Origin of the sequence: Nocardiopsis sp. CNS-639, assembly GCF_000381685.1 — a bacterium.
GTDB classification, from domain to species: domain Bacteria; phylum Actinomycetota; class Actinomycetes; order Streptosporangiales; family Streptosporangiaceae; genus Nocardiopsis; species Nocardiopsis dassonvillei.
The window spans coordinates 119,513-134,945 of sequence record NZ_KB906856.1; the positions used below are offsets into that span (position 1 = coordinate 119,513).

The following is a 15,433-nucleotide window of genomic DNA, read 5'->3' on the forward strand; positions in this document are numbered from 1 at the left end:
CTGCGGGGAGCGTGCGTGGACGCCGGGGAGGAAGGCGGCAGGTGGCCAGGGCGTCCGGGGCGAGCATGCCGCCCATGAGCTGGGAGGGCATCGACCACGCGCTCAACCGTGTGCGCGGTGAGGCCGACCGGATCTCACTCAACCTCGCTGACCTGGACGGCCACGTCAGCCACCGCATGCTCCAGGGGGCCGACCTCGTCGGACGCACCCGGCGGCGCTGGGAGCACGCCAGCGGGCACATCCGCAGCCTGTGGACGGTCTACGAGGCCTTCCGCCGCGTCGTCGACAGGGCGGGCCGGATCCGGGACCGCGCGGAGGGCCCCGAGGACCAGGCCGCCCTGACCTCCCTGCTCAACGGCGACTCCGTGCCCCTGCCCGCCGACGAGGTCCCGCTGCACGAGCGCGGGCTGCTCCACACCGGACGGGAGTCGGTCACCCTCGCCGCCGCCGTCGCCCGCATGTCCGCCGACTACGAGGAGGCCACCGAGGTCATCTCGGCCGCCGAGACCGCCTGGGACGCCCTCCACCCGCGCCTGGGCGAACTCGACGCCATGTGGCACGAGATCGGCACCCTCTCCGACATGGTGGAGCTCGCCGAGGACGAGCACGAGTCACTGCGCGTGGAACTGGCCGCGGTCGGCGCCACGGTCCGCCGCGACCCCCTCGCGCTCGTCGAGGACGGCCGTGTGGACACGTCCTCCCTCGAACGGCTGCGCCTGCGGCTGGAACGCGTGCGCGGCGAGCTCCGCGACGCCCTGCGCATGCGCGACTCCTACGGCGAGAGCGTCGAGCGGCTCGGCTTCGCCATCGACGACGTCGGCAAGGCCGTGGAACGCGCCCGCGCGCTGCGCGAACAGGTGGTCGCCAAGGTCTCCTCGCCCGCCGCGGTCGACGTGCCCGACCCCGTCCCCGCACTGCGGGCGCACATCGACGCCATGGACGCCCTGCGCGCCCGGGGCCGGTGGCGCGAACTCGGCGCCCGCCTGGGCGAGGTCCAGCGCGCCGTCCGCGAGGCGGCCGACGACGCCCGGGAACGCGAGGCCAACCTCAGCGGCCTCCTGGAGCGCCGCGCCGAACTGCGCGGACGCCTGGACGCCTACCGCTCCCGCTCGGTCCGGCTCGGCGTCGCCGAGGACCCGCGGCTGACCCGTCTCCACAGCACGGCGCACTGGGAGCTGTGGACCGCGCCCTGCGACCTGCGCGCGGCCACGGTCGCCCTCTCCGCGTACCAGCGCGCGCTCCAGGAACTCGGCGGAACCGATTCCGCTGTGAACAGAACCACACCGGGCCCGGACGCGTCAGAGGGCGAGAGCGATGGTGGTGTGAACAGATGACGAAGTGCACGGTCCCCGGCTGCCCCGGCCGGGTCGAGGACGGTTTCTGCGGCGTGTGCGGCATGGCCCCCGCGGACGTACGGCCTCCGGACGGCCCCGCCCCCCGGCAGCGGCCCGTGCCGCCGACCTCCGGCCCGCAGCCCTCCCTCGGCGCGGACTCCTCCGCCAACCCCCTCAGCGGCGACCCCGTCCACTCCCACCCCCTCTCCGGCAACGTCAGGCTCTCGGGGCGCTCCGGTCCCGGCAGTGTCTCCGCGACCTCGGGCGCCAGCGTCAGCGGCGCCGGACGCGGCAGCCGCCGATCCTCCCGCGGCATGCTCGGCATGGGCATGGTCCAGGTGCCCCTCGTCCCCTACCGGGACCCCTCCGAAGCCGTCATGGACAACCCCGTCGTCGCGGAGAAGAACCGCTTCTGCGGCAACTGCGGGGAGCGGGTCGGCCGCACCCAGGGCGAACAGCCCGGGCGCACCGAGGGCTTCTGCCGCAAGTGCGGGACCCAGTTCTCCTTCACGCCCAAGCTCTCCCCCGGGGACCTGGTCGGCGGCCAGTACGAGGTGCTCGGCTGTCTGGCCCACGGCGGCCTCGGCTGGATCTACCTGGCCCGGGACCGCAACGTCAACGACCGCTGGGTGGTCCTCAAGGGCCTGCTCAACGCCGGTGACGCCGAAGCGCACAAGGCGGCCGCCGCCGAGCGCGCGTTCCTCTCCGAGGTCGAGCACCCCAACATCGTCAAGATCATCAACTTCTCCCAGCACCCCGACCCGCGCACCGGCATCCCCGGCGGCCACATCGTCATGGAGTACGTGGGCGGCAAGTCCCTGCGCGAGCTGCTCATCGAGCGCCGGGAGGACGACCCCGACGCCGTCCTGCCCCCGGACCAGGTCATCGCCTACGGCCTGGAGGTCCTGCGGGCGCTGGGCTACCTGCACTCCAGGGGCCTGCTCTACTGCGACTTCAAACCCGACAACGTCATCCAGAGCGAGGAGCAGATCAAGCTGATCGACCTGGGCGGCGTGCGGCGCATGGACGACACCGTCAGTCCCGTCTACACCACGCCCGGGTACCGGGTGCCCGAGGAGGAGCTGCGCGGCCCCGGCCCCACGGTCAGCGCCGACCTGTACTCGGTCGGCCGCGCCCTGGCCGTGCTCAGCTTCCGCTTCAGCTTCATGCGCGACCACCCGCACAGCATCCCGCCGCGGGAGACCGTGCCGCTGCTCCAGCGCCACCCGTCCTTCGACCGGCTGCTGCGCCGCGCCACGCACAGCGAACCCGAACTGCGCTTCCACGACGCCGGGGACATGGCCGACCAGCTCACCGGCGTCCTGCGCGAGGTGCTCTCCGACCTGGAGGGCACGCCGCACCCCGCCCCCTCGACCCTGTTCGGCGCGGAGAACCCCGCCGCCCGACCCGACCCCGGCGCCCACAACGCGGACCGCATGCTCCTCGCGCCCCCGCCCACCGACGCGGCGGCGCTGCTGCCCGCGCCCCTCATCGACCAGTCCGACCCGGCCGCCCAGCACCTGCGCGGTTTCCAGACCCTGCCGCCCGAGGAACTCGTCCCCGCGCTGCGCGCCATGCCCTCGCCCACCCCCGAGACCCTGCTGATGCTGGTCCGCGCGCTCGTCACCGTCGGACGCCAGGGCGAGGCCATGGACGTCCTCCAGCGGTTCAGCGAAGTGGTCCCGGGCGACTGGCGCACCATGTGGTACCTGGCCGTCGCCGAGCTGAGCACCGGCCGGTTCCGCGACGCCCGCGACCACTTCGACGAGCTGTACGACCACCTGCCCGGGGAGCTCGCGCCCAAGCTCGCCCTGGCCCTGGCCTGCGAACAGACCGGCGAGCACGAGACCGCCGCCCGCCTGTTCCGGGCGGTCTGGAACACCGACCGCTCCTTCGTCAGCGCCGCGTTCGGCCTGGCCCGCATCCGCCTGGTCCAGGGGGACCGTGCCGCGGCCACCGCCGTCCTGGACACGGTCCCGGAGCTGTCGCGACTGCACGTCCACGCCCAGACCGCGCTGATCGCCGTGCTCGCGGCGCACCACCAGGGCACCGAGGCCGCCGACTTCGTGCAGGCCGGACGGCGCCTGGAGCGGATCGGCCTGGACGGCGAGTCCGCCGACCGCCTGGCGGTCCGGGTCCTGGAGTCGGCCCTGGGCTGGCTCGGCGCGGGTGCGGGGGCACCGGCGGGGGAGGGGCTCCTCGGCGCCCCGTTCACCGAGAACGGTGTGCGGGCCAACCTGGAGCGCCGCTACCGCGCGCTGGCCCAGCGCGCCGTCGCGCCGTCGGAACGCTATGAGCTCGTCGACAGGGCCAACTCCCTACGCCCCGTGACGCTGCTGTGAGGAACGAGGGAACGGCGATGACCAAGGTGCGGACCTGCCCCGCCTGCTCGGACAGGGTGTCCACGGAGGACGCCTTCTGCGAGGGGTGCGGACGCCCCCTCCCCGAGGGCGCGGAGAACACGGGGCACCCCGACAGCATGCCCACCGCCCCGCAGGCGAGCCTGGCCGGTGCGGTACCGCCCGGCGGATGGTCCCGGGACGGGGCCGACGGCGGCGCGCGCAACGGGGGAGCCCCGGGTCCGTCCGGTGCCGTGCCGCCCGGCGCCGACGCGCGTCCCGGCCTGGTGCCCGACGACGGCGCCCCCACGGCTCCGCAGGTGAGCCTGCGGTCCCTCGACACGGGCGGGCGGGACGCGCCCCCGCCGCAGGCGCTGCCCGACTCCGCCCCGCACGCGGCCGACTCCATGGTCACCCAGCCGATACGCCGTGACAGCCTGCCCTCGTTCGCGTCCTCCGCGCCCCCGGCCGCCCAGCCGGAGGCCGTCCCCGACTGGCCGCCGCCCGCTACCGGGAGCAACCCGGTGCGGCCCGACAACCCCGGCCTGTGCGCGTGGTGCCCCGGAGCGGTCAGCGACGGCTACTGCGAGCGGTGCGGCCTCCTCCAGCCCACCGGGCGCGACCACGTCGAGGTGCGCACGCGCGCCGCCGTCGGCGTCAGCGACCGCGGGCTGCGGCACAGGCGCAACGAGGACGCCATGGCGATCCGCGTGATCGACGCCGACCACCCCCGCGCGCCCGGCGTGGTCTGCGCCGTGGTCTGCGACGGGGTGTCCAGCTCGCCGCGCTCGGACGAGGCCTCCCGCGTCACCGCCGAGACCGGAGTGGCCGTCCTCGCCGAGCGCGTCAGCCAGGGCGCCGACCCCCGCGAGGCCACCGGCGCGGCGATGATCCGGGCCGCCGAGGCGGTCGCCGGGATCGCCGACTCGCCCCGCTCCGCGCCCGCCTGCACCTTCGTGTCGGCGGTGTACGACCCCGCCGCGGGCACCGTCACCGTCGGCTGGGTCGGCGACAGCCGCGCCTACTGGCTCTCCGGAGGCCCCACTTCCAGCGCTTCGGCCCTGCTGACCAGGGACGACTCCTGGAGCGAGGCGATGGTGCAGATGGGGGCGCTCTCCCGCGAGGAGGCGATGCGCTCCTCCAACGCCCACGCCCTCGTCGCGTGGATGGGCGCCGACTCCGGCGAGATCGACGCCCACATCTCCACCGTGACCCCGACCGGCCCCGGCGCGGTCGTGCTGTGCAGCGACGGCCTGTGGAACTACTTCCCCGAGGCGCAGGCGCTCACCGACGCCGTCCCCGGGGCGGGGGCCAGACCCCACGAGGCCGCGCGCGCCTACGTCGACCTCGCCCTGGAGGCGGGCGGCAAGGACAACATCACCGTCGTGATCGTTCCCGTGCCCGCTGGGGGTCCCCGTGCCCAACACGACTGAGCGCGCGGCCGAACCGGGTTTCCGGATCGAGGTCGACCAGAACGTCCTCCTGCCGCTGGGCGGGCGCGAGGTGCACGCGATCGTCAGCGTCACCTCCACCGGCTCCGTGGTGGTGGGGGACTCGGTGCGCGCCGCCGAGGTGATCATCGTGGACACCTCCGGCTCGATGTACGGCGCCAAGATCGACGCGGCCAAGCAGGCCGCCCGCGCCGCCGTGGGCGTCCTGCGCGAGGGCGTCCACTTCGCGGTGGTCGCCGGGAACAGCGACGCCTCCGTGCTCTTCCCCGAGGGCGGCGGGCGGATGGTGCGGGCCGACGCCGTCACCCGCGCCGAGGCCGCGGAGGCGATCGGCGGACTGCGCGCCGACGGCGGCACCCGCATGGGTTCCTGGCTCATCCGGGCCGCCGAGCTGTTCGCGACCGTGGACGGCGGCATCAAGCACGCCATCCTGCTCACCGACGGCCAGAACAACGAGCCCGCCGCGGTCTTCGGGCAGGCGCTCGACCGCGTCGCGGGCTCCTTCGTCTGCGACTGCCGGGGCGTGGGCACCGACTGGAGGGTCGAGGAGCTGCGCCGGATCGACTCCGCCCTGCTCGGCGGAGGCCCCGGCATCATCGCCGACCCCGCCGACATGGTGGCCGACTTCCGGGCGATGGCGCAGGCCTCCATGGGCAAGACCGTCGCCGACGTGGTGCTGCGGCTGTGGACGCCCCAGAACGCCGTCGTGCGCCACGTCAAGCAGGTCGCCCCCACCGTCAGCGACCTCACCGGCCGCGGCGTGGAGCGCGTGCCCCAGTCGGGCGACTACCCCACGGGGTCCTGGGGCACCGAGAGCCGCGACTACCACGTGTGCGTCCGGGTGCCGCCCGGCGCCCCCGGCCGCCAGCTGCGCGCCGGATGGGTGCGCGTGGTGCTCCCCGGGACCGCCGGGGCCGAGGACCAGGTCCTGGCCTCGGGCAACATCCTCGCGGAGTGGACCGCCGACGAGGCCCGCGCCACCGAGATCAACCCCCGCGTGGCCCACTACACCGGCCAGGTCGAACTGGCCCGGGCCATCCAGGACGGGCTCGCGGCCCGTCGCGACGGCGACGACGACACCGCCACCACGCGGCTCGGCCGCGCCGTCGCACTCGCCCACGAGTCGGGCAACGAGGAGACCGCGAGGCTCCTCGGCAGGGTCGTCGACGTGGTCGACCCCGTCACCGGAACCGTCCGGCTCAAGCCCGGTGTCAGCAAGGTCGACGAGATGACCCTGGACACCAACTCGACCCGGACCGTACGGACCCGGCCGCGGCAGAGCGGGCCGGACACCGGCGGTGCCCCCACACCCGGGTAGGAGGGACCCATGCCGAGTTGCCCTTCCGGGCACCGCTCCACGGCGACCGACTTCTGCGACGTCTGCGGGCTGCGCCTCCAGGCCTACTCCCCCGCGTCGCGGCCCCCGTCGCAGCGCCATCCGACACCGCCCGCACCCCCCGTGGCCCCGTCGCGGCCCCCCGCGCCGCCGCGCCCGGTGACCCCGCCCAGGGGAGGCCCCTGCCCCGAGTGCGGCACCTACCGCGCGGGCCGGTTCTGCGAGGAGTGCGGATACGACTTCGCCTCGCGCTCGGAGGACCACCGGCGCGCCCGCGCCGACGAAGGGCGGGCGGGAGCGCGCTGGCGCGCGGTCGTCGTCGCCGACCCCGCCTACTACCAGTACATGGTCCACCAGGGCATGCTCGACCCCGACCAGATCTCCTTCCCCAAGGGCAGCGCGCAGCGCCGGGTGCCGCTCACCGGGGACAGGGTGCACATCGGACGGCGCAGCGCCACGCGCGGCTTCACCCCCGAGATCGACCTGGGCGGTCCCGGCGGCGACCCGGCCATCTCCCACGTCCACGCGATCCTCGTCGCCAAGCCCGGCGGCACCTGGGCCATCCTCGACCCGGGCTCGACCAACGGCACCACGGTCAACGGGACCGCCAACCCCATCGCCCCCAACGTGGAGGTTCCCCTGAATGACAGCGACCGGATCTACGTCGGCGCATGGACCGTCATCATCCTCCAGAAGGGGTGAACCCCGTTGACGTCCCCCACCCCCGACCGGGCCCCGCACGGGACCGGAACCAGGCCGCCGGAGGCCCCGCACGGCGCGCTCCCGGCGGTGCCGGGCGGCCAGCCCACGCGGGCCCCGGCGCCCGACCGCGAGGGCGCCCGCCCGCCCCGGCGCGGGCGGAGCGGGCCCGGCGCCCGTGAACGGGTCTCCGGGCTCCGCCGCTGGGCCGGCACCACCCCGGCCCGGGTGTGGCTGCTGTCCTCGGTGTGCGTGCTGGCCGTCCTCGGGCTGTTCGGCTCGGCGGCCGCCACCCTCGGCCAGGCCCGCGACGGCCTGCGCGTGCTCGGGGACGACGCCGGCCCCCAGGCACTGGCCACCACCGACCTGTACCTGGCGCTCGCGGACATGGACGCCCGCGTGGCCGACGTGCTGCTCATGGGCACCGACCACGGCCTGGGTTCGGGCCGCGAGGACGCCCTGGAAGGGTACGAGGCGAGCCGGGCACGGGCCAACGAGGCCCTGCTCGAAGCGGCATCGCTGACCGAGGGCGACAGCGTGGAGGAGCGCAACGTCGAGGCGGTCCTGAACGGGATGGGCGCCTACGAGCAGCTCGCCGGAGAGGCGCGGCTGCTCAACGACGAGGCACAGGCCCCGCCCGGCCGGGTGGACGGGGCGGCCCTGGAGGCCTACGGCGAGGCCACGCGGCTGATGCACGCCGAACTGCTGCCCAAGGCGTTCAACCTGGGGCTGGACGCGTCGGCGAACGTGCGCGCCAACCACGAGGAGGGGCAGTCCTCCGTCGCGCTCGGCATGCTCTGGGTGGGCGCGGTCGGCACGGTCACCGTCGCCGCGCTGCTCGGCCTCCAGCTGTACCTGCGCGTGCGGTTCCGGCGCCGGTTCAGCGCACCGCTGCTGGCCGCCACGGCGGTCGCCGTCCTGCTCACCGGCGGGGTGGTCCTCGTCCTGACCGCCAGCGGCGGGCACCAACGCGACGCCAAGGAGGAGGGGCTGGACGCGGCCATGGCGCTGTCCCGGGCCGGGGCCATCTCCACCGACATGCAGGCGGACCAGAGCCGCTACCTGCTCGACCGGGACATGGCCGACAACTACGAACTGGTGTACCTGGAGCGGGCGCAGCAGGTGCTGTACCGCCCGGCCAGCAACCTGGACGCGTACTACGGTCAGATCGAGGGCGTGGTCGCCGCCTACCCGGAGCTGCCGGGATCGGACGGCTCCGACCCCGAGGACCCGGGCACGCTCGGCTACCTGGGCCAGCGGGCCCAGGACACGCTGCTGCCAGGGCAGGAGGGCGCGCTCGCCGAGGTGCTGGAGTCCTACAACGCCCTCCAGTCGGAGGACCGGGCGCTGCGTTCGGCCGCCGAGGAGGGGGACCTGGCGGGGGCCGTCGAGGTCCGCATGGGCGTCGCGCACTCCGAGGACGGCGCCTTCCAGACCTACGAGGCCGCGCTGGCGGAGCTGACCGACCTGCACGAGGAGGCGTTCGACGCGGGCATCGGACGCGCTGACGCGGCGCTCACCCCCTGGACGTGGCTGCTGCCCGCCGCGACGGCCCTGCTGCTGGTCCTGCTCGTCCTCGGGGTCCGCCCCCGTCTGGCCGAGTACCGCTGAGTCCGGCCTCCCGCCCCGAGTCCACCCCCACCCGGATCCGCACCCACCGAGAGACGAGGAACAGGCCGATGAGGTTTCGACACGGGCGCGCCGCCGCGGCCGCCCTGGCCGCCGCGGCGGTGATCGGGCTGCCCGCCTGCTCAGCGGTGCTGGGCGAGGAGGAGTCGCTCCTGGACGCCGACACGCTGACCGTCGGCGTCAAGACCGACCAGCCCAACCTGGGGCTGGAGGACGGCAGCGGCGGCATCACCGGCTTCGACGTGGACGTGGCGCTCTACATCGCCGACAGGCTCGGCTTCGCCGCCGAGGACGTGGAGGTGACCGGCGTCACCTCCGCTGACCGCGAGGAGAAGCTGATCAGCGGCGAGGTGGACATGGTCGTGGCCACCTACTCCATCACCCCCGCCCGCAAGACCCAGGTCACCTTCGGCGGCCCCTACTACGTCGCCAAGCAGGACGTGCTGGTGCGCGCCGAGGACACCGACGTCCGGGGGGTGCGCGACCTGGAGGACCGCAGCGTCTGCCAGGGGGAGGGCTCCTACTCCGCCGTCCGCATCAGCGAGGGCCTGGGCATCGGCATCGAGCAGAGGGAGGCGCCCAGCTACAGCGCCTGCATCGACGCCCTGCGCGCGGGGGAGGTGGACGCCGTCTCCACCGACAACCTGATCCTGGCCGGGTTCCTGGCCGAGGAACCCGACGCCTTCCGGTTCGTCAACAACCCCTTCACCGACGAGAAGTACGGCGTCGGCCTGCCCCACGGCGACGTGCGCGCCTGTGAGGCCGTCAACAGGGCCATCAGCCAGATGTACCAGGACGGCACCGCCGAGGAGCTGCTGGAGCACTGGTTCGGCGGGATCAACCCCCAGCTCGTGGTGACGAGCGTGCCCCAGTTCGAGGGCTGCGACCCCACGTGAGCCGTGGGTAGGCGGTACGGGTCCGACACCGGGCCCTGTGGCAGTGGTGGACATGATGGGAGTCGTCCCTTGGCCATCGTCGAGTTCCTCAACGCGCGCCTGGACGAGGACGAGCGCGCGTCGGAGGCCGTACCCGCGGGAACCCGCGGCCGTGACCGGGCGCTGGCGGAGGTCGCGGCCAAGCGCAAGATCGTCCGCGGGTACGTCGAGGCCCACCGGGCGGGCATGCGCGGCCTCGAACCCCTCGTGGCCGCCGGAGCCGCGGGCCCCCTCGCCGGGGCCCGGATCGGCGATGGCGGCGACCCCTGGTCGGAGCTGCTGGCCTGGCGGCTGGCGGTCAAGTACCTCGCCGGTGTGTACCGGGCCCACCCGGAGTACGACCGGTCCTGGGAGGGCTGACCCGCCGGCCGTCGGCGCGGTCCCCGACACGGGCCGCCGACGCTTGACTTGTTCGAACTTGTGTTCGATAAGTTGGCGGGGTGAGTCTTCTGAACGAGCAGATCGACGTCCGTTCCACCGAGGGCGGGACCCCCGCCCGGTTCACCTGGCGCGGCCGCGCCTACCGGGTGCGCAGGGTCATCGGGGACTGGCCCGCCCGCCCGGGCGCGCCCGGAGTCCCGGCCACGCAGATCCACCTGCTCCGCGTCTCGGCCGAGACCGACACGGGGGAGCCGAGCATCATCGACTTGACTTCCTCTTCCTCGTCAACGAGGGAGATTCCGACCGCCCCTTGTCGGGGCGGTGGTGCTGCGCGCCTCGCGGCCGCAGCTGGTTCCTGCTTCATCGACATGGCATCCCAGAGGTCTCGGCAGGCTGGCACGGTTCACCCCGAAGGGCTAGTCCATCCGCGCGTGAGAATGTTCTGGGCCGCGTTCACGTCCGCATGCGCCCTGTGCCCGCACCTACCGCAGCAAAAGACCGATTGGCTCTCTCGGTTCTCCACCGCGACGTATCCGCACGAGTGACAGGTCTGGGACGTGTACGCGGGATCGACCTCCACGATCCGGGTGCCGGTGCGCCGGGCCGCGTTCTGGCAGGCGAGCTTGAACCCGTGCCACCCTTTGGCCAGGATCGCCCGGTTCAACCCCGCCTTCTGACGTACGTTGACGCCCGGCGCGTGGGTGGTGCCTTTGGCCGAGGCGGTCATGTTCTTGGTCTTGAGTTTCTCCAGTACCACGACCGCGTTCTTGGCGCACACCACGTGCGCGGTCTGCGCGGCGAAATCGGCGCGCCGAGCCCGCACCCGCCCGGTCAGCGCGGACAGGGCGGCCTTGGTCCTGGTCCGGTTGTTCGATCCCCGGCGTTGGCGGGACAGGCGTCGGCGCAGGCGGCGTTCGCGCTCGGCCTCCTTCGGGGGTTGGAACACCTGGTCGAGCAGGTCGCCGTCGGAGGTGGCCACCGCCACCGCCACACCCCGGTCGATGCCCACCGCGCTGTCGGGGCGCTCATGCGCCTCGGGGGTGATTTGGCCGTCCTCGCACAACAGCGACACGTACCAGTGGGCCCCGTCGCGGGAGACGGTGGCCGAGCGGACCGTGCCCCGGGGTGCGCGTGACCAGCGGAACCGTACCCATCCCAGCTTGGGCAGCTTGATGCGCCCCCATGTGCGGTTCAGGCGTTGAATGCTCATCCGTGTGCCGTCGGGGAAGCGGAAGGAGGGCTTCCACCGGTCCTTGGCACGCCATCGCACCTTGAACGTGCCGTGGTCCCGGCAGGCCCGGTCCAGGTCGCGAAGGGTCTGCTGGAGGATGTGGGAGGGGGCGGCCTTCAGCCAGGTCTCCTCGGTCTTGGCCTCGGCCAGTTCACGGGCCTGGAGGTGGTAACCGCAGTAGGGCAGGCGCTGGCCGCGCCGCCAACGGGACACGGCCTCACGGCGCTGGTGCAGGCCGGTGTTCCACACCGCCCGACAGATATCGCCATAGACCTGACACGACTCGGCCTGCTCGTCGGTGAGCGCGAGCCGGTACCGAAACCCCGTCAACACAGTGTGCGCACCTCCCCTCGAACCAGCACACACCGTAGCCACGCCCTACGACATTGTGGTGAGGTCAGCTTGCCCCGTCCAGAAAGGCGGAGGCTGCATCTCCAAGGAAACCGATCACCCGCGACCTCGCCTCCGACCGCTGGACCATGCGCCGCCACTGGAACTGATCCCGAGCCCGCCCGGCGTCGTCGCGCCGACCCCGCCGGGCGGGCGGGAGCAGTGCCCGGAGGGCAGGGTCTAGAGGAAGATCCGGCCGCGCCGGGTGCGGTCGCGCAGGGCGGCCATGCGGCGGGTGTTGCCCGGTCGGCGGGTCAGCAGGTGGTAGAGCAGCAGCGAGCAGCCCCGGTCGGTGCGCGCGCGGTCCGCCATCTCGCCCATGTTCACCCGCGTGTACAGGTTGCCGCCCCCGGCGAGGACGCGCACCGAGTGGGCGCCCTCGGGGACGTGCGCGTAGGCGTGGTTGTCGGCCGTGTACTCCATGGCCCGCGACAGCGCGGCCCCCAGCCCCGGGACCAGTTCCCCTCCCAGCGCCGCCGTCCGCCGCCAGAAACCGGTGTGCCCGGCCGCCACGTGCCCCAGCTGGTGCGCGACCAGGAAGGCCAGCGCCTCGGGATCTCGGACCCGGCCGCACGGGTCGAACAGGTCGTCCGACAGCACCAGGTACCGGCGCAGCCCGTGCCCGGCGGCGTCGGTCCCCCAGCGGCGCGGCCCCACCCGCACGTAGGCCTCCGGCGTCCGGGGCAGCCCCGTCTCGGCGGCCAGCGCCACCACCATCCGGTGCGCCTCGGGGAACTGCGTGGGCGAGATCTTCACCGACTCCGCCCTGCGCCGGGCGTAGAGCAGTCCCCGCGCCTGCCAGTACACGGCGGGCACCACCGCCAGGGCGGCGGCCGCCCACAGCCACGACCCCGACAGAGACCACACCGCGTGGGCCAGTCCCGCCGCCGTCAGCAGGGTGGCGCCCACGCACGCGGCCAGGAGCGGGGCCTCCCACGGGTGGGCGGAGGCCGGGACGACCTCCTCGTCGGCGCCGAGCACCCGCAGCCCCTCCCTGGAACGGGTTCTGGGGCCGCCGTCGGCGTCGGAGCGGCAGCCGGGCGCGCCGTGCGCCGGACACGCGGTGGCGCGCCCCTCCGGCGGCATCGCGTGGGACATCCTGCCTCCCCTCGGGGCGCGGTCTGCGGGACAGCGGGGGGATGACTACTTCCTGTGTCCAAATATTACTTTCCGCTGTCCTGAAAATGGGGAGTGTGCGCTACGGCGTGTCCGTGGCCGATGGCCCCTCCGCCCCGGCCCGACAGGCGCGAACGCGTCCGGGGCAGTCGCCGCGGCCCGGTTCGTACGCGGCCCGCGGCCCGCCCGGGTCCCTCACCCGGAGTCACCGTCAGTGCGGCTGCTCGTACCCGCGCAGCTCCTCGGCGAGCAGGTCCAGGAAGTGGTCCACCTGCGCCGGGTCGTACCCCGGCCGCGCGCGCGTGGTGCTGAACTGGATCCGCTCCACCTCGGCGGCGGTGAGCGTGGCCCGGTCCGGCCGCCCCTGCTGGAGGACGTCCAGCGTGAACTCGGCCCGGTCCAGGAAGTCGTCGACCTCCTGCTCGTTGTAACCCGTGGTCAGCCGGGTGGTGGCGAACTGCTTCTCCCGGACGTCCCTCGGGGTCATCCCGGAAGGCCGCGGCGGCCGGGGCGGGCCCTCCTGCCGCCACGGCGCGTCCGGGCCCGCGTCGGGACCGGGCCGCTGGTGCCGCGGCCGCGCGGAGGCGCCCGCCGCACCGGGGCGGGGCGGCGACTGGTCCTGGGCACGGCCGAGGCCGCGGCCGGCCAGGTCGGCGACCACGACGTCGAGGAAGTCGTCGACCTCGTCCTCCCGGTAGCCCGGGCTGAGTCTCGTGGTGCGGAACCGCGAGTTGCGCACCTCGTCGGCCGTGATGAGCGGGCCCGTGCTCGGGCCGCCCTCCAGGGCGACGAGCGTCGCCTCGATCCGGTCGAGGAGCGCGTCGACGTCCTCCTCGTTGTACCCCGGGCGCAGACGCACCGTGTGGAACTTCTTTTCGCGGATGTCCGCCGGTGTCAGAGGCATGGTCCCCATTGTGCAGTTGACGAGGTTCGCAGGGCTGTCTTATCCCCGGGTCGTGTGTGATTCGGCCTCGGCCAGCAGCTCCACGAGGCGGGACAGGACGTCCTTCACCTGGGAGCGGTCGTACCCGCGCAGGACCAGGTCCACCGGGGCGTCGGCGAGTTCCGCGGAGGTGATGGGGTCGGGCGCCGGCGCGGAGGGCGGATCGAGGGCCCGCCCGTCCTCGTCGGTGAGGACGGGGCCGCCGGTGAGGGCGGTCAGGGTGGAGGAGGCGCGGTGGACGAGGTCGTCCACCTGGCGGCGGTCGAAGCCGCGCAGGACCACGTCGAAGCCGGGGAAGGGGAAGGGGCGCGGGGCGGGGGAAGTCATGGGCGCATTATGCCCGCGGGGGAGCGGCCCGCGCCACAGCGGCGGACGTCGTGGCCGGGTGTGGACGCCCGGGACGGGTCGTCGCGCCGTCCGCCCTCCCTCAGCCCCGCATGAGGTAGAGGGCCAGGCCCTGCGCGATGGCGTCGGCGGCCCGCTCCCGCCACGCGGGATCCTCCATGAGCGCCGCGTCCTCGGGGTTGCGCATGTTGCCCGTCTCCAGGAACACCTTGGGCACGTCGGACATGTTCAGCCCGCCCAGGTCGGTGCGCACGTCCAGGCCCTCGTCCGCGAGGTAGTCGGCGGTGGGGACGCCGCTCCCCTCCAGGTACGCGCGGTGGATGTCCTCACCGAGCAGCCGGGAGGACTCGGTGATGTCGTCGGTGAAGCCCTCGACCTCGCCCGGCATGATCACGTGGAACCCGCGACCGGTCTCGGGGCCGCCGTCGGCGTGCAGGGACACGGCCGCGTCGGCCCCCTCCTCGTTGCCGATCCCCGCGCGCTCGTCGATGCACGGCCCGACCCCGCCGTTGTCCTCGCGGGTGAGGACGACCGTGGCGCCGTCGGCCTCCAGCCTCTCCTTGACCAGCACGGACAGCTGCCAGTTGAACTCGTGCTCGGCGTAGCCGCTCGCGGTCTCGGTGCCGACGGTGTCGCAGGCCTTCTCGTTCGGCCCGGCGGGGACCATCGCGTTGATCTCGTCGGGGGCGGCGGCGTTGCCGCCGTTGTGGCCGGGGTCGATGACCACGACGCTGTCGCCGAGGGGGCCCCGGCCCGGAGGCGGGCCCTCCTGCTCCCCGCCCCCGGGGGCCTCGCGGTCGTCACCGTCGGCGCCGTCCTGCGGTCCGGGGAGGGGAAGGGCGGCGGTGGGGTCGCTGCCGGGGGGCGCCCCGGGCGTCGTCGAGCAGGCGACGGCGGTGAGGAGGAGGACGGAGGCGAGTGACAGGGCGCGGGTGGCGCGGCTCCGGGGCCCTGACGGTGCGGAGACGGGCATGCCCACAACCTAGCCGCTCCGTGGACCCGGGCGTCACCCCGGACGTGCGGCGGTGGATGCGGGGGGAAGGAGCGCGGGCGCGGGGTGAGGTCGCGGCTGACGGGAGCGGGCCCCGCCCGGGGTTGTGCCGTCCGGTGCCCGGGGAGCGCTCCCCTGGACGGGTCAAAGGCATTCCCCGGGGACGCGCTTCCTTTGTAAGACGCGACATACGGTGTTCGGTTTACCGGTTCCGAGAAAAACTTCCACAGAGAATTGTGGTGTCGCTCAGAGTAAGGATATCTTTCTCTGTGATCTTTTCGTGATGGGCTCCGGGGGAATTCGTCCTTTGTGG

General features: G+C 74.0%; 13 protein-coding genes and 1 pseudogene. 9 read left to right on the forward strand and 5 right to left on the reverse strand.

Going from position 1 to position 15,433, the window contains the following annotated elements:
• Positions 1–65 precede the first annotated feature (65 nt).
• From G011_RS0105930 to G011_RS32325, 9 genes and pseudogenes are all read left to right on the forward strand, one after another.
• Positions 66–1,334 (forward strand): hypothetical protein, encoded by a 1,269-nt coding sequence (locus G011_RS0105930; RefSeq protein ID WP_019607686.1) that lies wholly within the window; start codon positions 66–68, stop codon positions 1,332–1,334.
• A complete protein-coding gene (locus tag G011_RS0105935) occupies positions 1,331–3,676 on the forward strand; it encodes a serine/threonine-protein kinase (RefSeq protein ID WP_019607687.1) in 2,346 nt (781 codons plus the stop codon). The genes G011_RS0105930 and G011_RS0105935 overlap by 4 nt, the downstream gene beginning before the upstream one ends.
• Before the next feature lie 17 nt (positions 3,677–3,693).
• Positions 3,694–5,106: a PP2C family serine/threonine-protein phosphatase gene (locus tag G011_RS0105940; protein ID WP_019607688.1), complete on the forward strand. Its 1,413-nt coding sequence runs from the start codon at positions 3,694–3,696 to the stop codon at positions 5,104–5,106.
• Positions 5,090–6,442 carry a VWA domain-containing protein gene (locus tag G011_RS0105945; RefSeq protein WP_019607689.1) on the forward strand — a complete coding sequence of 451 codons (1,353 nt, stop codon included), beginning with the start codon at positions 5,090–5,092 and terminating at the stop codon, positions 6,440–6,442. The genes G011_RS0105940 and G011_RS0105945 overlap by 17 nt, the downstream gene beginning before the upstream one ends.
• 9 nt (positions 6,443–6,451) lie before the next feature.
• On the forward strand, positions 6,452–7,162 hold the full coding sequence (locus G011_RS0105950) for an FHA domain-containing protein (RefSeq protein WP_026338060.1): 711 nt from the start codon (positions 6,452–6,454) through the stop codon (positions 7,160–7,162).
• Between the two features lie 6 nt (positions 7,163–7,168).
• Complete coding sequence (locus G011_RS0105955) at positions 7,169–8,770, forward strand: hypothetical protein (RefSeq protein ID WP_019607690.1); 1,602 nt, start codon at positions 7,169–7,171, stop codon at positions 8,768–8,770.
• 68 nt (positions 8,771–8,838) lie between these two features.
• Entirely contained in the window at positions 8,839–9,684 is an 846-nt protein-coding gene (locus G011_RS0105960) for a glutamate ABC transporter substrate-binding protein (protein ID WP_019607691.1), read from the forward strand.
• 69 nt (positions 9,685–9,753) lie between these two features.
• Positions 9,754–10,083, forward strand: a complete 330-nt coding sequence (locus tag G011_RS0105965; RefSeq protein WP_019607692.1) for a DUF6221 family protein — start codon at positions 9,754–9,756, stop codon at positions 10,081–10,083.
• A gap of 80 nt (positions 10,084–10,163) precedes the next feature.
• Positions 10,164–10,397, forward strand: a pseudogene (locus tag G011_RS32325) (DUF6504 family protein); the annotation flags it as partial.
• A 110-nt stretch (positions 10,398–10,507) separates the two neighbouring features.
• Here the strand turns inward: G011_RS32325 and G011_RS0105975 are convergent.
• The 5 genes from G011_RS0105975 to G011_RS0105995 all read right to left on the reverse strand — a co-directional run bounded on the left by G011_RS0105975 (position 10,508) and on the right by G011_RS0105995 (position 15,102).
• Positions 10,508–11,668, reverse strand: coding sequence for an RNA-guided endonuclease TnpB family protein (locus G011_RS0105975; RefSeq protein WP_019607694.1), 1,161 nt, complete (start codon positions 11,666–11,668; stop codon positions 10,508–10,510).
• 237 nt (positions 11,669–11,905) lie between these two features.
• Entirely contained in the window at positions 11,906–12,823 is a 918-nt protein-coding gene (locus tag G011_RS0105980) for a M48 family metallopeptidase (RefSeq protein WP_019607695.1), read from the reverse strand.
• A gap of 229 nt (positions 12,824–13,052) precedes the next feature.
• Positions 13,053–13,754 (reverse strand): DivIVA domain-containing protein, encoded by a 702-nt coding sequence (locus tag G011_RS0105985; protein ID WP_026338061.1) that lies wholly within the window; start codon positions 13,752–13,754, stop codon positions 13,053–13,055.
• A gap of 30 nt (positions 13,755–13,784) precedes the next feature.
• On the reverse strand, positions 13,785–14,111 hold the full coding sequence (locus G011_RS0105990) for a hypothetical protein (RefSeq protein WP_019607696.1): 327 nt from the start codon (positions 14,109–14,111) through the stop codon (positions 13,785–13,787).
• Positions 14,112–14,211: 100 nt separating this feature from the next.
• Positions 14,212–15,102: an N-acetylmuramoyl-L-alanine amidase gene (locus G011_RS0105995; protein ID WP_026338062.1), complete on the reverse strand. Its 891-nt coding sequence runs from the start codon at positions 15,100–15,102 to the stop codon at positions 14,212–14,214.
• Between the last annotated feature and the right edge of the window lie 331 nt (positions 15,103–15,433).